Source organism: Shewanella schlegeliana (genome assembly GCF_016765635.1).
Lineage (GTDB): Bacteria > Pseudomonadota > Gammaproteobacteria > Enterobacterales > Shewanellaceae > Shewanella > Shewanella schlegeliana.
Window position 1 is genome coordinate 20,543 of sequence record NZ_JAESVD010000007.1, and the last position, 22,849, is coordinate 43,391.

Below are 22,849 nucleotides of genomic sequence, written 5' to 3' on the forward strand. Positions count from 1 at the left end.
GCATACCGATAAATTTTTGACGAATAAAAAACACCAAAAGTGATGTTGAAGCTAGGCCGATCTTTTCATTAACCTTTAAAGGAAGGTTCATTCACTGGCAAAAATCGTGCGGTGAGTATTTTACTCATAATATTGTCTATGCCATTGGGAATTGAGCATGATTCGGATTCAAATAAACAAATTTTGTCCAACTCTGTCATATCAATCGTTCTGGCGAGCTGTTTTTCGGCAAAACTTTGGCTGGCGATATGGTGATCGGGCTGAGTACAGATATGACAGGCTGGAATATTTAGCACCGCAAGCTCATATGCGCTCATGCCAAAAGTGATAACAGCAAAATCCATCTGCCGCATTAACTCTGCCATATTCGCAAGATTGGAATACAGGGTTAAATTCTTAGACAACTGCTGTTGGCGGCTCAAAGATATATAATCTGGGTGACTCTGCTTTATAACAACATGCAGGGAAAGTTCGCTGTCTAACTGACGTAATCGCTCAACGGCGGACAAGGTTAAACGCTGGGGATCGGTCCCCCCCATCATAACCAACACCTTACGCGGTTGATTACAGGGCTTTACAAATGGTTCAAAAAACGCCCCTCTGACCGTTAAGTAATCCCAGCCCACATATCGAGTGCCATTAAAGCCTTGCCAATTTAATGCCTCCACTAATGGGCTCGGAGGATAAAAGAGTAGATCGCAACCTAAGCGGTAATCACTTGGTTCATCGATGGCCACGGTCAAGATGTTCGCTTGTTTCATCATCTCTATTACCTGCACAGGCAGACCGTCACGAATATCACCAATAAAGATATCGGGGCATTGTTGCGTAATCACTTGCTGGCACCATTGCTGGTAATCAATGTGCTCAAACAACTGCACATCAAAACCATGTCCTGCTAATGCTTCTATCGCAATAGCATCATTATTAATAACAAAGGTGACTCGATGACCCGCTTTAACAAAGGCGTTGGCTAAACAGATGCAGCGAACAATATGGCCCATTCCGACTTGAATTGATGCATCACAACGAAACATCACATGCTGAATAGTCATATTGTTTTAGTACCCATATTTAGTAGCTATATTTAGTAGCTATAGAATGAAATGTCACAACCAAGATAAAGCAAAGCTTACACGATAAAGTGAGTTACCAGCCTCCATGTAATGAACTGCATTTTTAACACTTTTGTAGCCTAAACGGTAGCTTATCTGTGCTAATTTGTTAGCGCACGAAAATAGCCGCAGCGAAAAGCTAAGATTCAAGTTCATTTATTGCAGCGATTCACCATCTTAGGTTAAACAATTGCCGTGACTAGTGATTGAGAATCGTCTCATTTATGCTTAAACTAAAATGCCTCTGACAGCGATAAAGCTGTTTACTGTTAATAAAGAGTTTTATTGCGCTAAGAGTCCCTATGGCCAACACCCAGCTCCCTAATGTCTACGCGATTTTCCATTTAAACTTAGCGTTTTCCTCTATCGACACCAGCGAACATCAGCGTGTAGTCGATCTGTGTTACTGGCCGTTACTGCACTTGATTGAGCGTGACAATATTCCTTTAGGTATTGAACTCACAGCTTATACTCTCGAATGTATTCAAGCTGTTGACTCTAGCTGGATCGAAAAATTTAAATCTCTACTGACAAAGGGATGTTGTGAGCTTATCGCCAGCGGCGATAGCCAAATTATCGGGCCACTGCTTCCTTGGGAAGTGAATAGTAAAAACTTGGCACTTGGACAACAAAGTTACCAAGCCCTCGTTAGCTACCAACCTAAGATTGCCTACATCAATGAGCAAGCCGTATCGGCGGGGTTATTAGATTGCTATATTGACTGCGGCTTTGATGCCGTTGTTGTTGAATGGGATAATCCCTTTTCTCACAATACAGACTGGGATAAATCATCTCGCTATCAGCCGCAGCAACTTGTAGCAGCTTCTGGGCGGACGATCAAAGTGATCTGGAACCATGCCGTAGCTTTTCAAAAATTTCAGCGCTATGCCCATGATGAAATGACCCTAGCCGAATACTTCGAGTACCTAACTAAGGCGACAAACGGCGCAACAGCCTTCTCACTTTATGGTAGTGATGCCGAAGTCTTCAATTACCGACCAGGGCGTTTTAATACAGAAACAACACTGGATGTCGATGAGTGGCAACGTATTGAGCGCTTATTTACTCAGATTAAATCCCAAGAACACTACTGCTGGGTCGCTCCAAGCGAGCTATTAGCTTTGACTCAAGAGTGCACCACGCTTAAGGTTCAGACCCCTGCCCACCCAATCTCAGTAAAAAAACAGGCAAAATATAACGTAACCCGCTGGGCACTATCGGGACGAAATGATCTCAGCCTTAACAGCCTCTGTTATAGGAAGTATTCCCAGCTAAAGGGGTTAGATGAAGTCAGTGAGCAGCAGTGGAGAGAGCTTTGCCGTCTCTGGGCCAGTGATTTACGCACCCACCTTACTCATAATCGCTACCAAGACTTGCTGAGTCGTTACCCCATTACGCCAAGAGCTACAAACCAAACGGCTCCAAAAGCAGAGTTAGCTGCTGGCTGTAAAACGAATAGCGACTATCAAGTGTTTCACTGTAGCGAGCGTAATATACTCACTATTGAACACCCACAACTTAAGCTGGTGCTTAATGGTAAACGTGGCATGACGATAAAATCACTGGCTTTTGCTCGGCACAATTTTAAGCCGATTATCGGTACACTTGCCCATGGGTATTTTGATCATATCAGCTATGCTGCCGATTTTTATTCCAACCATTTAGTCATTGAGCGCTATAGTGAGAGAGACAGAGTCACGGACTTAAGTCGAACCCAGTTCAATGTGACTCACACCAGCACAGGGCTAGTCATCAGTGCAGAGATAGCAACGCCACAGGGTAAACTGACTAAATGGTATAGACTCGAAGAAGAGCAAGTCGAGTGTGGTTTCGATTTTGAAAATCAACATCGACCCGAAGCGACTATCAGGCTCGGCTACCTTACGCTACTAAACTGCAAACAACGCAATTGGTTTGCCTGCCACAATGGTGGCAAATTGTTGGAGCTCTATCATGCAGAGCAAGACTTTAACCATGGAAGGCCAGTATCATCAATTGTTTCTGCCAATAGTGCCTTAGGGGCGACGGAAGGTGTTTTTTACACTGGTTGCGACGACCTAGGCCTTAAGATCAGCTGGTCGCCTCAGTCTTGTGCCGCCCTACCTATGCTTTCTAGCCAAAAGATTGATGATAGTTACTTAAATCGTGCTTGGTTTTCACTCTCTGAGGCCGATGAAACACTCAAAGCGGATGGCGAGCTGTTGAACTTTAGCTATCAAATCACTCCATGCTTTAAAACGGATATCAGTTAAAACATGAACGTCATAGCAATTATCGGTGCTCGCCTAAACTCAAGCCGCCTTCCGGGTAAGCACCTTCTGCCCCTTGCCGGGAAGCCAATCATTGAGCATATTCAAAACCGCTTAGAGCACTGTCAGACATTGACGGATATCGTACTGGCTACCACCTTAGATGAATTCAACCAACCACTCATCAACTGGGCTAATAACAATAGTCAATGCCTCGCCTACTCCGGCGATGTTAATGATTTAATGGGGCGAATTAATGCCGTTGTCGAGCAGTATCAAGCCGATATAGTGGTCTATATTTGCGGGGATTGCCCACTGATTGATCCCGGTTTTATCGATCATGCAGTCAACCAATTACGTCAAAATCCACAAGCCGATAGTATCTCTCTAGCGCCAGATGTACGTTCAATACATGAGGGAATGGCATTTTATACACGCCAAGGCTGGGATAATCTGTTTGTTAATAGCGTAAGCGATATGGAGAAAGAACATGTCGGCTATGCCAATCAAAGATGTCACTGCCTAACTCCGTTACTCATCCAAGACAGTGACGACTTCTCTGGCGTAGAGCATAGGATTTCAGTCGATACCGATGCCGATTACCGTTTTATGCAACAGATATTTCAACGTTGGTATGCACAAAACAGGACCGATCCCATCGTGCCATTGAAGTGGGTGGTAGACACTCTCAAACAAGAGGCCTCTCTAAGGCAGATAAATGGTCATGTGAAGCAGAAAAAAGCAGATCAGCAATACCCTTCAGTGTCACTTTATTGTGCTTATCGAGCCGCTGATGACGCCCTATATCAACTGAGTGTAAAACTAGGTGCAGCGTTACAGGAACACTACGGCTTAGGAACTCAACTTCATGTGCTGACAACAGAAACTCTGCAAGCCACATGGTCACAAAATTGCCAAACCTACCATGATGAACAGGCATTTATTGATGCATTAAAACACGATGACAGACACTTAACACTTTGTCTGCTCCCGGTACCATTACAGCAGCAAGTCGAGCAATTTAAGCATGTGCTTTCAGGGAATAACAGCCTTGCCATTGAGCTTTTCGATGCTAAAGAGCACAGTGCGACCTCCCACAGTATCGCATTTAAATGGTTAAATAACGGAGCAACTCAAGCCACAGCGCAAGAAACAGTGATTAATGAATTGACTTTTAATAACCTCACACAACTAATTTCGGGGTTGTTTTTAGCCTACTCTAAAGAAATATAAACTTAAGCAACATTACTTCTTACCCTCCCTGAGCTAGAGTAGATATCGGCAATCCTTACTTTTTTACAAATGACTAATGTCAATTGCTCAATAATAAAGTCCAGTTGCTTTTTTTCAAGTTGAGGATGCAAGGGTAATGTTACAATTCGCTTATAAAATGCCTCTGCTATTGGAAAATCCCCCACCTTAAAACCACACTTCTGATAGTAAGGCTGTGTGTGAACAGGTATATAATGCACATTAACACCTATACCTGCGGCTCTTAATTGATGAAATGCAAAGCCTCTATCAACATGTTCCGGCAATAATATAATCATCAAATGCCAAGAGCTGTAATCTCCTTCATATGGAGAAACAAAACTCACCCCCAATTCGAGCATTTTTTCAGCATAATATGCTGCAATGGCATGGCGCTTACTAACAAACTGCTCAAGTTTATCAAATTGACTCACTCCTAAAACAGCTTGTATCTCCGTCATGCGATAATTAAAACCTAATGCCTGTTGCTCGTAGTACCATGGTTCGTCAGTATGTTTCTCTATAAAATTACTTCGAGTTACACCATGACTACGTAATAGTTGCATAGACTTAGCTAAGGCTGCATCATTGGTTGTCGCCGCGCCGCCCTCAGCCGTGGTGATGATCTTCACAGGGTGAAAACTAAATACCGTAATATCACTGTATTGACAGCTACCTACGGGGGATTCCCTATAGCGGGCACCGATACAGTGCGAGGCATCTTCAATCACCTTAAAGCCATACTCTTTCGACAGCAGTGCTATAGCTTTCATATCGCAGCTATGTCCAGCCAAATGAACAGGGATCACCACTTTTGGTAGGCAACCGTGTTCTTTAGCCCAAGTAAGCTTTAATCTCAACTTATCCACATCTATTCTGCCGGAGGCCATTTCTACATCAACAAAATCAACTGATGCATCACAGTAGAGCGCACAATTAGCAGAAGCGACAAATGTAATCGGACTAGTCCAAACCCTATCCCCTTTACCAACACCTAGGGCTAAGCAGGCAATATGCAGTGCCGAGGTCGCACTATTAACAGCTATAGCATACTTGGCTTGCGTGAATTGGGATAATCGCGACTCAAATAAAGGGACTTGCGGGCCTTGGGTCAGAAAGTCAGACTTAAGCACACTCACAACAGCATCTATATCGTCTTGGCTAATATGCTGTTTTCCGTATTGAATCATAAATCAAAACTCTCTTTTAAATCAGGTAACATAAAACCACATGTAGAGTGGCTATACAAAAGGCACTGCTAAACTACAAATTAAAACCATCGTTCTCCGTGACAATATAATAAGACGTTTTGGTTTATAACGTTCAAGGATGGTTTTTGTGTACATTCTTCCAAATGAACCTGTGCCACCCGTTATCAAAATTGATTTATTATTAAACATTATTTTTCACCATCGCCCTTCAGAATATAAGCTGTCAAAAAAATATCACTGGGTTATCTTTAATACTATTAACGGCAAAAAGTGTGCCAAAAAAATAAAACACTTACTGCTGCTCTAATCGATAACATCGGCTGTAAACTACCGAAAAACATACATACTACAGCATCGATTAACCAGAAAACGTCTTTATACCACTAAATAAGCATTCTCATAGGAGCTAGCTCCTATTTATTTAACAAAGGTGGTATTAAAATTGCTTTCTTAAAAGAATACCGATTTTCTAGCTGTAATGCTCGTGTAATAACAAGTTCCGAAGCACCCGCGATCAAAACACTGAGGACAAAATGCAAAGCACCAATCCAAATACCTTTAACACTTTTGCGATAAGTCAGTTTAACGAATACTACTTACCTAGTGTCAATCGCCAAATCTTTGAAACTATTGATTCGAAAACTCACTTCGACAAGTTATTTAAAATTGAGTTTGCCAAAGAGAATCAGCTGCATGTCATTATCGGTATCGATTCAGGGCTACTAGCTAACTACGTTCTTGAGTCATCCCTACCTGCCGATAGCCAATTTATATTTGTTGAGCTAGACAGTGTATTGGAGTTGCTCAATGTAGAGATCCCTGAGCCATTAAAGCAACAGGTCTCTATTTGTACTATTAACGAGCTTGCTGAAATACTCAATAGTCGTAGTAATCCCGTTTACATCATTAAAGATAAGCTTGCCGTTCACCAGTCTCTCGGTGTAAGAGCCCAGCATTTAGCCGAATATGCCCAACTGAGCAGTGACGTCATGGCAGTGGTTAATCAAGCAACATGTGAACATAAAACCTCTTTTAACCAAGAGATCTTCGTAGAGCAACAACTGCTTAATTTAACTGAAAACCATATGCCGGCATCGATCCTAAAGGGACGATATCAAGGTAAAACCTGTATTGTCACCGCCGGCGGGCCCTCATTAGATGAGCATATGCCATGGATTAAGGAGAATAAAGACAAGCTCTTTATTATTGCGGTTTCGCGAGTCGCGGCAAAATTAACCAAAGAGGGAGTATCACCGCAGATTATTGTCTCTGTCGATCCCCAAGAGCTAAGCTTAGAAGTTAATAGCGACATGATGGCATTGTATGACAGCTCTCTGCTCATTCACTCCTATCACATCTGCTCAAGAATTCTTTCTCAATGGCGTGGACGCCACCTATTCACTGGCAATCGCCTGCTATGGGATGAAACTAACGACAAACACAATATTGAATCTGTTGGCCCAACGGTGACTAATGCCGCTATCACGATTGCAGCGGAACTAGGTTTTACTCAAGTGCTACTAACAGGTGCAGATTTTTGCTATTCGAAAACAGGGCATACTCACACCAGTGGAACTTTAGAGGCTAACCTAGGCCCCAATATGGGACACATAGGTGACTGGGTTGAAACCTATTGTGGCGATAAAGCCGAGACAATCTTCCAATTAACTGAAGCCAAAAAAGCCTTAGCCTATCAGGTGTCTACCCTGCCACAGTGCAAAGTCATCAACCTATCACCTAATGCTGCTGTCACCGCCAATGTGGCTCATCTAGCATTAGATAAAATCGTTATTGAAGCAGCGAACTGTAACCACCAAGCGCTATTTTCATTCGTCGATAGCCAAACCGTTGATTTGAAAAAGCACTACCAATATTGTCTAAAACAGATGAGTGAGGCGGTGTCATCACTTCAGGCGATATTAAAATTGGCCAACTCTGCCCTAAAGCTCAATCGAGCGGGAAACCAAGCTGAGCAATTAGATAAAATTGAACACAAGATCAATAAGCATCACGGTAAGCTTGCTAAAGTCATTAAATTCTACGGCTACTTGGAATTTAGCCGGTTTCTCTCTACAACAGAGAGTAGTCAGTGGTCTCAAGACCACGTAGAGCAGATGACAGCTAACTACTATGAGGCGTTTATCTGCGTGTCTAAAAAGCTTGAGGGGATCTTTAAGCAAGCACAACAACGTTGCTTATCACGCCTAGACGAATTAAACCCACAAAGCGATGTGGAGCCTCTAATTCAACAATGGCTACAAGATAATCAGCCCGGCCGAGCACTCGTCTGGATGCACAATTTAACTCGTGAATTATCTACAGAAGAAGTATTAGCATTAGAACCTTTAGCTCGTGAGTTTCAGCTACAACTTACAGATCATCAGCGTTACCAGTCAAAGTTGGCAGCAGGTTACTCCCTTGAGGAAGCGTTTAATAAGATAATGACTTTAGTTATCAAGAAAAACCTTCAAGGACTCACGCTCATGGCTAGCACACTCAAGGCTCGGGCTGTAGAAAGTGATCTAGCAAAACGCTTGTATTACTTGGCTGACTCCTACTGTTTAGATCTACAGGGCAAGCCTCAACAGGCACTCACAACATTGCTAGAGTTAGGTTCTGAGCTATTTACTGAAGTCGAGTTTAAACAAGTGAGTGTACTGTCACTGAAACTCGGTCAGCTAGAGCTAGCAGCCCTTGCATTACAGCAATTGGTAAGTTTAAGCGATGAGTACCTGCCTCAATATGCACATTTGCTCAAGCTTCAAGGGCAAGATCAACTCGCGTTGAACACCTATATGGATTATCTAAATAAATATCCTAATGACATCTTAATATGGTTAAAGTTGGGCTCATTTCTATATGAAATCGAACAAATACAAACGGCTAAAGATGTCTTTAACCAAGTTCTTAATCTTGACCCAAGCAATCAAATTGCAATCAATCAATTAGCTAAGATAGCTTAACTCCTCAAGCCGCTGCCAACATTGTGTTAGCAGCGGTATCTAAATCCCATACAAAGTCTTATAATCGCCATCATTAATTTTCTATGATTTTGTTTCGGAGATCAGCGCTTGGCACATACTTATATTCCATTTGAACAATACAAACGTAAATGGATTTTTAATCATAAAGATCTTCCAGTTAGTGACGAAGATAAAGCATTGATCCATCCCCTAGATCAGAAGTCGTCAATGGAAGTATGGAATAAATGGATTAGCAACAAGAGTAGCCGTACTGAGCAATTCACTAAAGGTGACTGGGCAGCTAAAGACAGTGCCTGGGTGTTAACTGAGCATTGGCAGAGTGCATGGGACAGCGAAGCTCCTGCATTACCAGAAGGTTTTAGCGAACATTTCGACTGGGCCGATGATGCAACTGTTTATTTCTGCTACGAAAAGTATCAAGTAATCGAGACTCGCTGGGACGTATTTGTCCGTAACTGGAAGTGTTTCCTGTTCTTCGATGATGGCCCATTACTGATCTCACCAAAACAAAAACAAGCCGCAATCTTCCATCAAAGTGGCCAATTTCAGTTAGGTTCACGTGGGTAACTTACACAGTTAACTAAAGCCAAACGTGAGCTTCTTTCTATTATTATGAGGTTTTTATGAAGTCCCTCTCTACCCTATTACTCGCTTCAAGCGTACTGCTGTCATCGTCATTACAGGCCAAAGAAGTCTCAGGCGTACAGCTAGATGACTCAGTACAACTCGACAACCAAACACTGGTTTTAAATGGTGCAGGTGTACGCAGTAAGTTTTTCATCGATCTCTATGTTGGTAGCTTATACGTACCAACACACCTCAATACTGCACAAGCTGTTATTGATGCACCGAGTGCTGCAGTACGTCTTAATATCACGTCTGGCATGATCACCGCCGACAAGATGAAAGACGCCATTAACGAAGGCTTTGATGATGCAACTGACGGCAATACTGCGCCGATTGCTGCTAAAATTGAGCAATTTATGGGGCTATTTAGCGCTGAAATTGTTGAAGGCGATCAGTTTACTTTGCTTGCTGATAAAACTACTGGTGTAACAGCCTATAAAAATGGCCAAGCACAAGCGACAATTGCCGGTGAAGAGTTCCGTCAAGCGCTGCTTAAGATCTGGCTAGGCACTGAGCCAGCCCAAAAAAGCTTAAAAGACGCCATGCTTGGCAAATAAGTAAGACTCTAGATTTCAGCTAGAATCTCACCGTCACATCCAGGGCCGCAGCGCCCTGGTTGTCGATAGCCTCTTTGCAGTGTTGTGGATTAAGCTCTAACTCACCATTAAAGAAGTATCCCCCATAGGCGCTCAAACTCACCGACTGCGATATATCCCAACCGACTCTAGTAAAAGCTACCCACTCCTCAATCTCAGCCGTCAGCTCATCATCGGCAATTAAAAAGCGATTTGTACGTTTGGATGTGCCAATACCCATATTCCAGTCAGGGCTTAACTGATAACTCAGCTCTAAACCAGCTGGACCACTAAAGCCTGCAGAAAATGGGTTGCCTAAAGATAATTTTTCAGTGAGCTGCCAATTAACGGCAATAAAAGGCACGGTTCGCACTTCATCAATATCATTGAGGTAGGCCGCACCAAAGCCCAACATATTGCCGGAATCAAATCGGTACATGCCCGAAAACACGGCACCATAACTCTGTGCGTTACTCGATGATGCCGTATCAGCGTAGGCATATTGCAGCTTAGGAGCGAGAATAAACATCCAGTTTTTATTAGGTCGATAAGAGATCGACAGACTCGCGCGGTAACGCTCAATTTTATCCCAGGTTTTCGTGCCATCTTTAAGAGTGGCTTTAGGACTTGGTGAACGCCAGTCATAATCGAGATTATCGTAGCCGACACCTGCACCAATCGACCACTGCCTGTTAAGCGCCAAACTCCCCTTTGCATCAAACATCCACTGTTCACGCTGCAACTCGTTTCCCTCATCCCCAACAGATGCTGTGCCAGTCATTATTCGCGAAACACTGACACTCAACGGACTCGGCCTATAGGAAGGTTTTGACTCTGACTTGGCAATGGCACTCGGTGCAACAAGCAAACTTATTATGGCAAGGTTACTCATAAACAAAGGCTTTTTCATCAAGCTAACTCCATTAGCAACAAAATCAATTAATCAAACTCGTTAAAGTCATTTTAGCTTACGTTCAAAAATATCTGTGGAGCAATCGAAGACAAAAAAGGAGCCTTTAGCTCCTTTAGTTAGACTCAACAATTAACTGACTTTATAAGCCCTCAGGAACATCTCTACGGTTTCGTTAATGTACTGCCCTCGACTATCGAGAAGATCGCTCACATCCAAGCCAAGATCGAGTCGCATACGCATCTCTCCAAAAATCATCAAGCAAAGCCGCACAGCACAGTGATGTGGGTTAGCGAAGTGATACACACCTAGCTCAGACACGCGGCTTAAATAATCTCTCAATAATCCTACAATATGCTTTGGGCCGGCGCTATAAAACAGCTCTGAGAGCTCAGGATGCGAATCAGCTTGAGCGACGCAGGCCTTAAACACTGTTACCGCTTCAGGACTTATAATCACCTCTCCAAAATGTTTTGCAAATAACATCAGGCTTTCTTCAGGGTTCTCAGGATCAGATAAGATGTCTTGATTCACGCCATGAATTAAACACTTGGACTCAATCGATGCCACAAATAGATCATCTTTACAGCCGTAATGAGAGTACACGGTTTGTTTAGATACCCCCGCTAACTTAGCCACTTCATCCATGCTGGTATTAGGGAAGCCTTGCTCACAAAACAACTGCTTTGCAGCCTGTAGGATCTGCTCACGCTTCTGCTCACTGCGACTCAATACTGGTGAATCCATAACGGGCCCCACTCCCACATTTTGCCAATTCCAATTACCGAAATGCTATTTAAGCATAAAAGAAACTACTGCGTCTATTTAGACTAATTTATATAAATTCAGACTAGACAGTCTAGTTTTGCAACACTAGACTAACAAGTCCAGTTAACAAGCTGATTACTTAAAATTCATCTTTGAATTAACAACACAGGCTAAACGTAATGGATATTAAGCGTGTTATAACTCATCACAAACTCTTTATAGGCTTAGTTGCAGTCACTTTATTGACCGCATGTCAGGACTCTTCCGTTGAGCAACCGGTCACAGTGAGTTATCAATCTGTTAATGTTGAATCATTAAGGTTTGAGGATAACTATCAATTTAATCAAGAATTTTCTGGCACGATTCGAGCAGGCAATACCACAGGGATAGGTTTTGAATTAGCTGGAAAAATCAAGGCTCTTGCCGTTGATAGCGGTGATAACGTCAAGCAAGGTCAACTGCTAGCACAGCTCGATACACGGTTATTGATGGCACAACAAAATGAGTTAACCGCAAGTCTTACACAAAACAAAGCGGATTTAGATTTAGCTAAGGCCACCCTAGATAGAAGCCTAGGTTTGCAAAAACAGGGTTATGTGTCAGAGCAGCAACTTGACGAATTACAAGGCCAGCTTAATAGCTTACAGGCGGCGAAAACACGCTTAAATGCTTCACTATTAGCCAATCAGTTAAAAATTGAAAAGTCTGATTTACTCGCACCGTTTGACGGCGTCATAAGTAAGCGTAGCCATAACTTAGGCGAAGTGATCGATGTCGGTAGTCCAGTCTACACCATTATTGAGCACAATAACGTACAGGCTTATATCGGTGTGCCAGTACTGATAGCGAATAACTTAACAGCCGGTCAGCTGGTCGATTTGAGGGTACGGCAGCAACACTATCAAGCCACAATCGCCGGCATTGGTGCCGAGCTCAACCCTGTGACTCGTACCGTTGAGCTAAGAGTTACCCTGCCTGAAAACGCTCAGGTGATAAACGGAGAACTGACCTACCTCTATTACAATAAGACCATGGCTAGCCAAGGCTATTGGGTCCCGCTTAGTGCCCTAACCGATGGCGTACGCGGGCTGTGGAATATCTACGTACTAAAGCAATCAGATGATTCCCTTTATACGCTGGAGCGCCGTGACGTCGAGATCATCTATACCGCTAAAGACAAAGCCTTTATTAATGGCGCCATCGCCCCTGATGAGCAGTATGTTTCAGTGGGCTTACATAAATTGGTCGCGGGTCAGCTAGTGACTAAACAAACTCAACTCGCGACGAGGTAAGAGATGGTTAAGTCATTAGTGGAAAACGGTCGCCTGATAAGCTTGGTGATAGCCCTGCTTGTCGTTGCAGGTTTTGGCGCAATATCCAGCCTACCGCGTATGGAAGATCCCGAGATCACTAATCGCTTTTCCTCGGTGATCACTTACTATCCCGGCGCCTCGGCCGAGCGGGTTGAAGCCTTGGTCACCGAGGTGCTAGAGAGTGAACTTCGACGCCTCGAGGAGTTAAAGCTGGTGCAATCGACTTCTCGGCCAGGGATCTCCGTAATCCAGCTAGAACTAAAAGATGATGTTACCGACACTGCGCCGGTGTGGTCCAGAGCCAGAGATCTGATAGCCGATACCAAAGGGCTATTGCCACTACCCGCACAAAACTCGACATTAGATGATCAGCTCGGTTACGCTAACACCGCCATACTCGCTGTAGCTTGGCGCGGCAGTGGCGTGGTACGTACCGACATGTTAAACCGCTACGCCAAAGAGCTACAGAGTCGGTTACGCCTACTCAGTGGTACCGATTTCGTTAACCTTTACGGTCAACCTGCAGAAGAGATCTTAGTCCAGCTCGATGGCAATAAAGTTAATCAACTTGGACTATCGGCGCAAACTATCGCGCAGATCCTGCAAAATGCCGATGCAAAAGTCTCCGCGGGTGAGATCAATAATGATAACTTTCGTGCCCTAGTGGAAGTCTCGGGTGAACTAGACTCCATTGCACGAATAAGCCAAGTTCCGCTAATAGTCACCGCTGACGGTCAGATGATTCGCCTAGCCGATATCGCAGCTATTAGCCGCCAGCCCAAAGAGCCCGCTAACAGCATTGCCCTTATCGACCAGCAGCAAGGTGTAATGGTCGCGGCAAGAATGCTCAGTAATACGCGAGTGGATCTCTGGCTCGAACAGGTCAGATACGCTGTCGATGAACTACAAACAAGCGTCCCTGCCAACATAGAAATTCAGTGGCTGTTCGACCAAAAGGGTTACACCACACAAAGACTCAGCGATTTAATCGGTAGTTTATTACTGGGCTTTGTGATCATCTTAGCCGTATTGATGCTGACCTTAGGCCTTAGAAATGCTGTTATCGTATCACTGTCTTTACCCTTAACAGCACTATTCACCTTAGCCTGCATGAAGTATATCGGTTTACCTATTCATCAGATGTCAGTCACAGGGCTGGTGGTTGCCTTAGGGATCATGGTCGATAACGCCATTGTGATCGTTGACGCCATCTCTCAGCGCCGTCAACAAGGGATGGATAGGCTCAATGCGGTGAAACAAACTCTAGCGCATCTCTGGCTACCGCTCGCGGGCTCAACTATTACCACTATGCTCGCCTTTGCACCAATAGTATTGATGCCGGGCGCTGCCGGTGAGTTTGTTGGCGGCATCGCTATCTCGGTGATGTTTGCACTACTGGGCTCATTTATCATCTCGCACACGATTATTGCAGGGCTCGCAGGGCGCTTTGGCGTCGATGGCAAAGGTACGCGTTGGTACCATCACGGGATCAACTTGCCCTTTTTGAGTAACGCTTTTAGAGAAACACTCTCTCTTGCCCTATCTCGCCCACTCATTGCCGCTATTATCATCGGCGTATTACCTGTTATGGGCTTTGTTGCAGCAGGCAAGATGACTGAACAATTTTTTCCACCATCTGATAGAGATATGTTCCAGATTGAGGTCTACCTAGCGCCTTATGCCAGCATAGATAACACCAAATTACAGGTAGACAAAATAGATAACCATTTACGTGCGACGAGTGGCATAACCCGTATCGACTGGGTTGTCGGCGGTAATGTCCCCTCCTTCTATTACAACTTGTTGCAGCGTCAACAGGGCGCCAGTAACTACGCTCAAGCGATGGTGAAAGTAAAGGATTTTGCTACTGCCAATACGCTTATTCCACAGTTACAACAGGAGCTAGACAGAGTCTACCCCGAGGCGCAGATCATCGTGCGTAAACTGGAACAAGGCCCCCCTTTTAACGCTCCGGTTGAGGTTCGTATTTTTGGACCCAATCTGGATCAACTCAAGTTGCTTGGTGAGCAGGTACGTAAGGTTTTATCCAATACGCCAGATGTTATCCATACCCGAGCGACGCTTAGCGCAGGAGCCCCTAAGGTTTGGCTACAGATCAATGAGGATGCCAGCTTGATGAGCGGTCTGAGTTTAACTGATATCGCTAAACAGGTAGAGATGGCTACCACAGGTATTAATGGCGGCAGCGTTTTAGAGCAAACAGAGTCTCTCCCCGTGCGAGTCAGGCTTAGCGATAGCACCCGCGAAGAGCAAACAAAACTGTCGGCAATCACGCTTATCTCAAACCAAGGCAAAGGGATCCCCTTATCGGCTATCTCCACGAGTGAAATAGAGGTCAGTCGCGGTGCCATTCCAAGGCGAGATGGGCAACGGGTTAATATTATCGAAGCCTACCTCACTTCGGGAGTGCTACCGCAAACGGTTGTGGACAGTGCCAATGAGGCACTAGCAGGCATTCAACTTCCTAGCGGCTATCGTATTGAGCTTGGTGGCGAAAGCGCTAAGCGCAACGAGGCTGTGGGTAATCTGATGTCTAATCTGGTGCTTGTGGTTACCCTGTTGCTAGCGACCGTTGTATTGTCATTTAACTCATTTAGGCTCACAGGTATTATTTTGTTTAGTGCTATGCAATCTGCAGGGCTGGGGCTACTTGCGGTCTATAGCTTTGGGTATCCGTTTGGCTTTACGGTGATTATCGGCTTACTTGGATTGATGGGATTAGCGATTAACGCCGCCATTGTCATTCTAGCCGAACTTGAAGAGGCGCCAGAAACACGCGCGGGAGATATTCAAAAGATTGTAGACTTAGTCACGAGCTGCGGACGCCATATCGGCTCGACCACCATTACCACCATCGGTGGATTCCTACCTTTGATTATTGCCGGAGGCGGATTCTGGCCGCCCTTTGCAATTGCGATTGCAGGTGGAACCTTGCTCACTACCCTTTTATCGCTAATTTGGGTGCCAACCATGTATCACTTAATCATGGGGTCGAAAAAAGCTAACCAGACTGCTTCGAATGGGACACTAACAGTTGATACAGTTGGTCTTTAAGCACAGCGCGCTCGGCCTTTAACTCGATGAAGTGCTCATCACTGATGGGCACTTCATTTTGTTCGAACCCACGAATTTGATGATCGAGTTGATGATAACGCTTTGCCATTAGACAAAATGTATTATTGGTCGACTTGAGCTCAATAATCGCGGCCAAATACTCAGGAAATTCTTGGGTTAATAGATGATTCTCGCCCAACATAATGCCTCTCCTTATCACTAAACGCCTGTCATATTATCCTAGGTGGAACCCAGCCCCTTTGATGCAACGCAATCTATGACCAACAGCCTTGCTACTATTATCGCAAGTCATCGGATGCTTAGCGACAAATAACGCTTATTTTTTGCACTACCCGTTCTTTAGCCATAACCTAGCAAATCTGCATCTATCTTCATAAATCCATTTAAAAAGTGTGACTTAATTAGACATCCATCAACTCTTTTTTCCAAAATATCAATTACATTGTAGTCACCATAAGCAAACTAAAATTACTATGAATTATAAGAATTGGCCTATAGCCAAACAAATAGGCTTGCTCGCTTTAGTCCTCACCGTGCTCGTTTTTGGTTTTCTCGGTTGCGTATCTTACTTAACCGCCTCCGATGTCCTTAGAGATAAAGGGATCAGCGCAATGCAAGCGCAAACCGAGGGCACTGCAGATTTAATTGAACTGCAATATGAAAGTCTGCAATCGCTGGCTGAACGCAATGCCGATGTATTTCGCTCAATGTACCCAGGCGACTTCTATAAACCCAATAAAACCGTCAGAGTGATGGGGGTTGAGACTCCTGCACTAAGGCATAAAAAAGAACAGATCAACGCATCAAAAAGTAAGGTCGATCGCTACTCTAACCTTACTGGTGGCAATGCTACCGTATTCGTACGCGACGGTGACAATTTCATCCGTATCTCCACCTCGCTAAAGAAAGCCGATGGCCAGCGCGCCCTCGGCACCTATCTAGATAAAGATCATCCAGCTTACCGCGCCCTAATCAAGGGCAATAGCTACGAAGGCTATGCACAGCTATTCGGTAAAGACTATATGACTATCTACCGTCCAATTAAAGACAGCGGGGGTGAGACTATCGGGATCATGTATATCGGCTTCGATATTAGCAGCTCACTCAATCAGTTACGTGAAGCAATTAATAAGCTACAGCTAGAAGAATCTGGCAGTTATCTACTCGTACGTAAATCAGATTTAACCATTATAGCCCACCCTCAACACCAAACGGGTGGCAAACTCACCGCTGAAATGCTGGGCGGAATAAGTGTAGAGCAAGCTCTCACCCATCAAGGCTCTTGGGAATATAGCGATAATTTTGGTAAAGAGGCGTATGCCTATAGCATCAACATTCCCGGTTGGGATTGGGCGCTCATTGGCCAAGTCGATGCTGCAGAGCTAAATGAAGAGAGTGTCACCCTGCTTAATATCAATATGGCGGTATCTGTTATCGGCATGATAGTGATTACCCTGTTACTATCACAAGTATTGATAAGAGCGCTTAGACCACTGCGTTGTTTGCAAGGACAGTTAGAGAGACTGGGCTCTGGGGATCTTTCCCAAAGCTTCGCTTCAATCGATGCAAACAGCAAGAATGAGGTGGATCTGATCACTAACAGTACCTCAAAGATGGCCGCGAACTTAAGAGAGCTCATCTTGGCGCTGCAGCAATCTGTTACCGCGCTGCAAACCCATTCTAATCACACTCAGCAAACCGCTCGCCTTAATGGCGAAGAGGCGCAATCTTTGATGGCACAGACTGACCAAATTGCCACCGCTATCGAAGAGATGTCCGCCTCTGTTCGTGACGTCGCCAATCATGCCAGTGAAGGCGCGACCATGAGTCAACGGGTAGATGATGCAGCTAAAGGGGGACAGACGAACTTAAACGATCTGGTCAACGGTCTACAAAGCCTGAGCCACCAACTAACCGACAGTCACAAGAGTGTCGAAATCGTCAATAAAGAGAGCCAAGCGATTAGTCAGGTTACCGAGGTAATTAACAGTATTGCCGAACAAACTAACCTGCTCGCCCTTAATGCAGCGATTGAAGCGGCAAGAGCGGGTGAACAAGGTCGAGGCTTTGCCGTGGTCGCCGATGAGGTTCGTACATTGGCTCAGCGAACGCAAACCTCTATCGCCGAGATCTCTCAGACCATCACGCAATTGCAATCTCAAGTCAAACTGACAGCAGATCAGATGAACCAGAGCAATGAACTTGGTGATGCATCGGCAGCTCAAGGCAACGAGGCTATCACTCAGCTAATCGAGATCAACAGCAGTATCGCTGAGCTAGCAACGACCGCTAGCAGTATTGCTAGTGCAACCGAACAGCAAAGCGCGGTTGCTGAAGAGATCACCCGTAACCTACATCAAATCACAGAGCTTGCCAGAGATGGCGAACAACGTGCAGGTGAGAGTGTCGACTCTGCGGAAAGTTTAGCCGCAATCGCCAATGAGATTAACACTAAGATCAGCGTGTTTAAGGCGTAATTTCTCAGGCTTAATCAGCCAACCTTATTGGTGGGTTCGTAAAGGCAACAGTGATATCGCTGTTGCCTTTTATATTTGCAATTCATCCAACACAGCCAACTACACCTATGATTTAAAAAGAATTTTTTGTCATCTCCGCTAGATTTATTTACTGACTTCGAATTATAATCGCGCCAATTTCGTGCTTAAGAAATACCAACCTCAGCCCCATTACGAGTATAAATATGTTACGCAATCTATTTTTTATTACCTTCATCATTATCATGACAGGCTGTGCCAGCCCACAGACCAATACAGTGGAAGGAAAAAAGCTGTTGATTGTCGCTGGAAACGGACTCAACACCACCTATGAAGACAGCCCTGCCGCGAATGCTTTTCTTTTTGAAGTAGGTGAAACCTTTGCCACCGATCTTGGGCTTAAATTAGAAGAATTTGGCTTTGAATCTTACCTGTTTGTCAGTAAAGATTCGGCGACCTATAAACAAGAGTATCAACGCGCAGTAAACCGCTTAATGACTGACGCGACCATTGATGGCGTCGCCGAGATTAAAGTGCTGCACACCAAAGATGACAAGGTCAATGAAATTGCGGTATACGCAACTTACTTTACCACCGACCTAATGACAAAAGGCTGCGATCTGCGCACATCTGCAAATTGTTATAGCGTCAAATCGTTAGACAAAATCGGTGACAGAAAACATTTAGTCGTAGATCAAGCAAGCAACAGCTTTAACGACACCCCAGTGTCTGAAATGGTGACCGACACCGCGTTATTTATCTATCGCGCCGAGTTGTAAGTCTATATATCTCACTACAAGTTTCTGCTGCACTAGGCTTCTAAAGAGGCCTAGTCACAGCGTTTCCACCAGCGACAGCACTGCTTATTGTTACCGTCTCTTACCATCTCTTACCGTCTCTTACCGTCTCTTACCATCTCTTACCGTCTCTTACCGTCTCTTACCGTCTCTTACCGTCTCTTACCGTCTCTTACCGTCTCTTACCGTCTCTTACCGTCTCTTACCGTCTCTTACCGTCTAGCACTATCATTAAAAGCTTGATGGGCTAAAGCGCAACCTACAACAAACAGCAACGGCTTTTCCTAGAAGCGAAGCGCCCTCGAAGTGGCGAAGCCACGCCCTAGTCCCTAGCAGCGCTCTTCTTTTCCGTAATTGAGCCAGCGAACGTTCCGTAAGGCCGTAGGCCGTTCCACTTTTCCATCTTTGCTTTTCCTGCTTCTACCGTCTCAGCTTTTCTTGGCCTTTCTTTTATCGGCTTTTACCGTATTTGCCCTTTGCTTTTCCTAGATCCTAGAACCTGCTTTTACCTAGGACCTTACTTTAAAACAAAAAGCCCCGCAATTGCGGGGCTTCTATACTTAACCATTTAGCAGATTAAAGATTAATCTTCACTCTCAGGTTCACGGTCCATGTTCTCAGTTGTCTCAAGCCATAGGGCGTTGATGATACCGAAAGAACAGGCTAACAATACGCCTAAAATCCACGAGAAATACCACATAATCTAGGCTCCTTATTAGTAAAGTGAGGTCTTATTCTTTTCGATGAAATCGCGTGATAGGCGACCAAACATCTTCAAGTAAGTCCAAACAGTATAGCTAAGCACGATAGGTACGAAGATAATCGCCGCCCATGTCATAACGGTTAGTGACATCTGGCTCGCTGTCGAATCCCACATAGTCAAGCTTACGTTTGGCTCTAGTGAAGATGGCATAACGAATGGGAACATTGCTGCACCACAAGTTAAAATAACCGACGCAATACCTACTGAGCTAAAGAAGAACGCAAAACCAGAGCGGTTCAAGCGGCTAGATAGCAATACTAGGATTGGCATTAGCAGACCCAGTACTGGGAACAACATAGTCACTGGGTACTTCTCATAGTTAGCTAACCAAGCACCCGCTGTAACTTCAACCGTCTTAAGGGTTGGGTCAGAGATACCGTGAGTATCGATAGCAGAGGTAATCACATAACCGTCAATACCGTTAACTAACCATACACCTGCAGCGCCAAACAGAACAAACAGTGCTACCGCTAGCAACTGAGAGATCTTAGTTGCACGAATACGTAGCTCGCCTTCTGTCTTCATCTGTAGCCAAGTCGCACCTTGTAGCATAAACATGCTAACGCACACTAGGCCAGCCAATAGACCAAATGGATTCAACAGACCGAAGAAGCCACCATGGTATGTAGCACGTAGGTACTCGTCAAAGTTAAATGGTACACCTTGAAGTAAGTTACCGAACGCTACACCAATGATCAGTGGAGGAACGAAGCCACCAACGAACAGTGCCCAATCCCAAGACTTACGCCATCTTGGATCTTCGATCTTCGAGCGATAGTCAAAGCCCACAGGACGCAAGAACAATGCAAACAGCGTTAGCATCATTGCAATGTAGAAGCCTGAGAAAGACACACCGTAGACCATAGGCCAAGCAGCGAACAGTGCACCACCAGCGGTGATCAACCAAACTTGGTTACCATCCCAGTGCGGCGCGATTGAGTTAATCATAATACGGCGCTCGGTGTCATCTTTACCGATAATCGGTAATAAGGCACCTACACCCATATCGAAGCCGTCGGTGACAGCGAATCCGATGAAAAGCACACCAATTAGTGCCCACCAGACAAATCTTAATATTTCGTAATCAAACATAATCAGATCTCCTGTTTAGGCATCAAGCTTTTCAAAGTGATAACGACCCGTCTTTAGACAGCTTGGGCCAATACGCGCAAACTTAATCATTAGATAAAGCTCGATCACTAGCAAGATGGTATAGAACAGCGTGATAGAAACGATACTGAACATTAGGTCGCCAACCGATAGGCTAGAGGCTGACATGAATGTCGGTAACACTTCTGAAATCGTCCACGGCTGACGGCCATACTCTGCCACAAACCAACCACACTCAATTGCAATCCAAGGTAGTGGTAAGCTATAAAGTGCCGCTTTAAGAACCCATGGTTTCTCTTCGATTTGATGACGCGTGCTTTGCCAGAAGGCTGCTGCAAACACGAACAACATGATCATGCCTGTACCCACCATCACACGGAAAGTCCAGAACATAGGCGCTACGTTTGGAATAGAGTCATTAGCTGCCGCTTTGATCTGCTCCTCTGTTGCATCAACTACGTTTTCAGTATAACGCTTCAGTAGTAGACCATAACCTAGGTCAACCTTTGCTTCTTCAAATGCTGCGCGAATTTCAGGTGTTTCTTCACCGTTACGCAGTTTCTCAAGTAAACCGTAAGCCACCATACCGTTACGAATACGTACTTCGTGCTCAGAAATCAGATCTTTAATACCGGTTACTTGCTCATCCAGTGAACGAGTGGCAATGATGCCCATCGCATAAGGGATTTTCACCGCAAAATCTGTTTCCTGTGTTTCCTGGTTTGGGAAACCTACTGCTGTAAATGCTGCTGGAGCTGGCTCTGTGTGCCACTCAGCTTCAATTGCAGCTAGCTTAACGCGCTGTACTTCACCGACCTTATAGCCTGACTCGTCACCTAGAACGATTACAGACAGAATTGACGCCATACCAAAACTTGCCGCGATCGCGAATGAGCGACGAGCAAACGGTAGGTCACGCTTCTTAAGGATATAGTAAGAGCTGATAGCAAGAACAAACATCGCACCAGCTACATAACCTGATGCCACAGTGTGAACAAACTTCACCTGAGCCACTGGGTTAAATAGTACGTCGGCGAAGCTTGTCATCTCCATACGCATGGTTTCGTAGTTGAACACACTACCCACAGGGTTTTGCATCCAGCCGTTCGCTACTAGGATCCACAATGCTGACATGTTTGAACCAATCGCAACTAACCAAGTCACCGCTAAGTGCTGGCGTTTGCTGAAACGGTCCCAACCGAAGAAGAACATACCCACTAAGGTAGATTCGAGGAAGAATGCCATCAGGCCTTCAATAGCTAGTGGAGCACCAAAGATGTCACCGACGTAATGCGAATAGTATGACCAGTTAGTTCCGAACTGGAACTCCATCGCCAAACCAGTTGCAACGCCAAGTGCAAAGTTGATACCGAATAACTTACCCCAGAACTTGGTCATATCTTTATAGATCTGCTTATTGGTCATCACATAGAGTGATTCCATAATGGCCAGCAAGAATGCTAACCCCAAGGTCAAGGGAACAAATAGGAAGTGATACATGGCTGTCATCGCAAACTGAAAACGCGACAGCTCAACAACCTCTTCTAAAATCATTTGTGACTCCTTAGGTGGTGCGTCAAATCAC

At 44.8% G+C, this 22,849-nt stretch carries 17 protein-coding genes and 1 pseudogene; 9 read left to right on the forward strand and 9 right to left on the reverse strand.

Annotation, left to right across the window (positions count from 1 at the left end):
* Nucleotides 1-68: 68 nt before the first annotated feature.
* A complete protein-coding gene (locus JMA39_RS13055; protein WP_202722310.1) occupies nucleotides 69-1,055 on the reverse strand; it encodes a PseG/SpsG family protein in 987 nt (328 codons plus the stop codon).
* Between the two features lie 362 nt (nucleotides 1,056-1,417).
* Between JMA39_RS13055 and JMA39_RS13060 the strand changes: the two genes are divergently transcribed.
* Complete coding sequence (locus JMA39_RS13060) at nucleotides 1,418-3,367, forward strand: glycoside hydrolase (RefSeq protein WP_202722311.1); 1,950 nt, start codon at nucleotides 1,418-1,420, stop codon at nucleotides 3,365-3,367.
* A gap of 3 nt (nucleotides 3,368-3,370) precedes the next feature.
* Nucleotides 3,371-4,597 (forward strand): cytidylyltransferase domain-containing protein, encoded by a 1,227-nt coding sequence (locus JMA39_RS13065; protein ID WP_202722312.1) that lies wholly within the window; start codon nucleotides 3,371-3,373, stop codon nucleotides 4,595-4,597.
* Nucleotides 4,598-4,599: 2 nt separating this feature from the next.
* On the opposite strand, the gene pseC is transcribed toward JMA39_RS13065, so the two are convergent.
* Both pseC and JMA39_RS13075 read right to left on the reverse strand, forming a co-directional pair.
* Nucleotides 4,600-5,805 carry a UDP-4-amino-4,6-dideoxy-N-acetyl-beta-L-altrosamine transaminase gene (gene pseC / locus JMA39_RS13070; protein WP_202722313.1) on the reverse strand — a complete coding sequence of 402 codons (1,206 nt, stop codon included), beginning with the start codon at nucleotides 5,803-5,805 and terminating at the stop codon, nucleotides 4,600-4,602.
* 96 nt (nucleotides 5,806-5,901) lie between these two features.
* Nucleotides 5,902-6,015, reverse strand: a pseudogene (locus JMA39_RS13075) (polysaccharide biosynthesis protein); the annotation flags it as partial.
* A gap of 344 nt (nucleotides 6,016-6,359) precedes the next feature.
* Here JMA39_RS13075 and JMA39_RS13080 point away from each other — a divergent pair.
* The 3 genes from JMA39_RS13080 to JMA39_RS13090 all read left to right on the forward strand — a co-directional run bounded on the left by JMA39_RS13080 (nucleotide 6,360) and on the right by JMA39_RS13090 (nucleotide 9,994).
* Nucleotides 6,360-8,789, forward strand: a complete 2,430-nt coding sequence (locus tag JMA39_RS13080; protein ID WP_202722314.1) for a 6-hydroxymethylpterin diphosphokinase MptE-like protein — start codon at nucleotides 6,360-6,362, stop codon at nucleotides 8,787-8,789.
* A 108-nt stretch (nucleotides 8,790-8,897) separates the two neighbouring features.
* Nucleotides 8,898-9,377 (forward strand): DUF2947 domain-containing protein, encoded by a 480-nt coding sequence (locus JMA39_RS13085; RefSeq protein ID WP_202722315.1) that lies wholly within the window; start codon nucleotides 8,898-8,900, stop codon nucleotides 9,375-9,377.
* Nucleotides 9,378-9,433: 56 nt separating this feature from the next.
* Nucleotides 9,434-9,994, forward strand: coding sequence for a chalcone isomerase family protein (locus JMA39_RS13090; RefSeq protein ID WP_202722316.1), 561 nt, complete (start codon nucleotides 9,434-9,436; stop codon nucleotides 9,992-9,994).
* Nucleotides 9,995-10,013: 19 nt separating this feature from the next.
* On the opposite strand, the gene JMA39_RS13095 is transcribed toward JMA39_RS13090, so the two are convergent.
* Together JMA39_RS13095 and JMA39_RS13100 are read right to left on the reverse strand one after the other, a co-directional pair.
* Nucleotides 10,014-10,922, reverse strand: a complete 909-nt coding sequence (locus JMA39_RS13095) for a DUF6268 family outer membrane beta-barrel protein (protein ID WP_237732824.1) — start codon at nucleotides 10,920-10,922, stop codon at nucleotides 10,014-10,016.
* A 132-nt stretch (nucleotides 10,923-11,054) separates the two neighbouring features.
* Complete coding sequence (locus JMA39_RS13100) at nucleotides 11,055-11,669, reverse strand: TetR/AcrR family transcriptional regulator (RefSeq protein WP_202722317.1); 615 nt, start codon at nucleotides 11,667-11,669, stop codon at nucleotides 11,055-11,057.
* 200 nt (nucleotides 11,670-11,869) lie between these two features.
* Here JMA39_RS13100 and JMA39_RS13105 point away from each other — a divergent pair, with 200 nt between their 5' ends.
* Both JMA39_RS13105 and JMA39_RS13110 read left to right on the forward strand, forming a co-directional pair.
* Nucleotides 11,870-12,982: an efflux RND transporter periplasmic adaptor subunit gene (locus JMA39_RS13105; protein WP_202722318.1), complete on the forward strand. Its 1,113-nt coding sequence runs from the start codon at nucleotides 11,870-11,872 to the stop codon at nucleotides 12,980-12,982.
* 3 nt (nucleotides 12,983-12,985) lie between these two features.
* Entirely contained in the window at nucleotides 12,986-16,078 is a 3,093-nt protein-coding gene (locus JMA39_RS13110; protein WP_202722319.1) for an efflux RND transporter permease subunit, read from the forward strand.
* Here the strand turns inward: JMA39_RS13110 and JMA39_RS13115 are convergent.
* The gene (locus tag JMA39_RS13115; RefSeq protein ID WP_202722320.1) at nucleotides 16,026-16,280 is read right to left on the reverse strand and encodes a YdcH family protein; all 255 of its coding nucleotides are present in this window, start codon (nucleotides 16,278-16,280) and stop codon (nucleotides 16,026-16,028) included. The two genes, JMA39_RS13110 and JMA39_RS13115, sit on opposite strands and share 53 nt — an antisense overlap.
* Nucleotides 16,281-16,572: 292 nt before the next feature.
* Between JMA39_RS13115 and JMA39_RS13120 the strand changes: the two genes are divergently transcribed.
* Both JMA39_RS13120 and JMA39_RS13125 read left to right on the forward strand, forming a co-directional pair.
* A complete protein-coding gene (locus JMA39_RS13120) occupies nucleotides 16,573-18,576 on the forward strand; it encodes a methyl-accepting chemotaxis protein (RefSeq protein ID WP_202722321.1) in 2,004 nt (667 codons plus the stop codon).
* Nucleotides 18,577-18,800: 224 nt separating this feature from the next.
* Nucleotides 18,801-19,373 carry a hypothetical protein gene (locus tag JMA39_RS13125; RefSeq protein WP_202722322.1) on the forward strand — a complete coding sequence of 191 codons (573 nt, stop codon included), beginning with the start codon at nucleotides 18,801-18,803 and terminating at the stop codon, nucleotides 19,371-19,373.
* 601 nt (nucleotides 19,374-19,974) lie between these two features.
* Here the strand turns inward: JMA39_RS13125 and cydX are convergent.
* The 3 genes from cydX to JMA39_RS13140 are packed head-to-tail and all read right to left on the reverse strand — an operon-like array spanning nucleotide 19,975 to nucleotide 22,818.
* Complete coding sequence (gene cydX / locus JMA39_RS13130) at nucleotides 19,975-20,091, reverse strand: cytochrome bd-I oxidase subunit CydX (protein WP_202722323.1); 117 nt, start codon at nucleotides 20,089-20,091, stop codon at nucleotides 19,975-19,977.
* Nucleotides 20,092-20,106: 15 nt separating this feature from the next.
* Nucleotides 20,107-21,246, reverse strand: coding sequence for a cytochrome d ubiquinol oxidase subunit II (cydB, locus tag JMA39_RS13135; protein WP_202722324.1), 1,140 nt, complete (start codon nucleotides 21,244-21,246; stop codon nucleotides 20,107-20,109).
* Between the two features lie 15 nt (nucleotides 21,247-21,261).
* Nucleotides 21,262-22,818: a cytochrome ubiquinol oxidase subunit I gene (locus JMA39_RS13140; RefSeq protein WP_202722325.1), complete on the reverse strand. Its 1,557-nt coding sequence runs from the start codon at nucleotides 22,816-22,818 to the stop codon at nucleotides 21,262-21,264.
* Between the last annotated feature and the right edge of the window lie 31 nt (nucleotides 22,819-22,849).

What these genes read in the sequence shown, in the direction of transcription:
- JMA39_RS13105 (WP_202722318.1), top strand. Translation starts at nt 11,870, where the DNA reads ATGGATATTAAGCGTGTTATAACTCATCACAAACTCTTTATAGGCTTA.
- JMA39_RS13125 (WP_202722322.1), top strand. Translation starts at nt 18,801, where the DNA reads ATGTTACGCAATCTATTTTTTATTACCTTCATCATTATCATGACAGGC.
- JMA39_RS13115 (WP_202722320.1), bottom strand. Translation starts at nt 16,280, where the DNA reads ATGTTGGGCGAGAATCATCTATTAACCCAAGAATTTCCTGAGTATTTG.
- JMA39_RS13100 (WP_202722317.1), bottom strand. Translation starts at nt 11,669, where the DNA reads ATGGATTCACCAGTATTGAGTCGCAGTGAGCAGAAGCGTGAGCAGATC.
- cydB (WP_202722324.1), bottom strand. Translation starts at nt 21,246, where the DNA reads ATGTTTGATTACGAAATATTAAGATTTGTCTGGTGGGCACTAATTGGT.
- cydX (WP_202722323.1), bottom strand. Translation starts at nt 20,091, where the DNA reads ATGTGGTATTTCTCGTGGATTTTAGGCGTATTGTTAGCCTGTTCTTTC.
- JMA39_RS13065 (WP_202722312.1), top strand. Translation starts at nt 3,371, where the DNA reads ATGAACGTCATAGCAATTATCGGTGCTCGCCTAAACTCAAGCCGCCTT.
- JMA39_RS13140 (WP_202722325.1), bottom strand. Translation starts at nt 22,818, where the DNA reads ATGATTTTAGAAGAGGTTGTTGAGCTGTCGCGTTTTCAGTTTGCGATG.
- JMA39_RS13060 (WP_202722311.1), top strand. Translation starts at nt 1,418, where the DNA reads ATGGCCAACACCCAGCTCCCTAATGTCTACGCGATTTTCCATTTAAAC.
- JMA39_RS13120 (WP_202722321.1), top strand. Translation starts at nt 16,573, where the DNA reads ATGAATTATAAGAATTGGCCTATAGCCAAACAAATAGGCTTGCTCGCT.
- JMA39_RS13095 (WP_237732824.1), bottom strand. Translation starts at nt 10,922, where the DNA reads ATGAAAAAGCCTTTGTTTATGAGTAACCTTGCCATAATAAGTTTGCTT.
- JMA39_RS13055 (WP_202722310.1), bottom strand. Translation starts at nt 1,055, where the DNA reads ATGACTATTCAGCATGTGATGTTTCGTTGTGATGCATCAATTCAAGTC.
- pseC (WP_202722313.1), bottom strand. Translation starts at nt 5,805, where the DNA reads ATGATTCAATACGGAAAACAGCATATTAGCCAAGACGATATAGATGCT.
- JMA39_RS13080 (WP_202722314.1), top strand. Translation starts at nt 6,360, where the DNA reads ATGCAAAGCACCAATCCAAATACCTTTAACACTTTTGCGATAAGTCAG.
- JMA39_RS13110 (WP_202722319.1), top strand. Translation starts at nt 12,986, where the DNA reads ATGGTTAAGTCATTAGTGGAAAACGGTCGCCTGATAAGCTTGGTGATA.
- JMA39_RS13090 (WP_202722316.1), top strand. Translation starts at nt 9,434, where the DNA reads ATGAAGTCCCTCTCTACCCTATTACTCGCTTCAAGCGTACTGCTGTCA.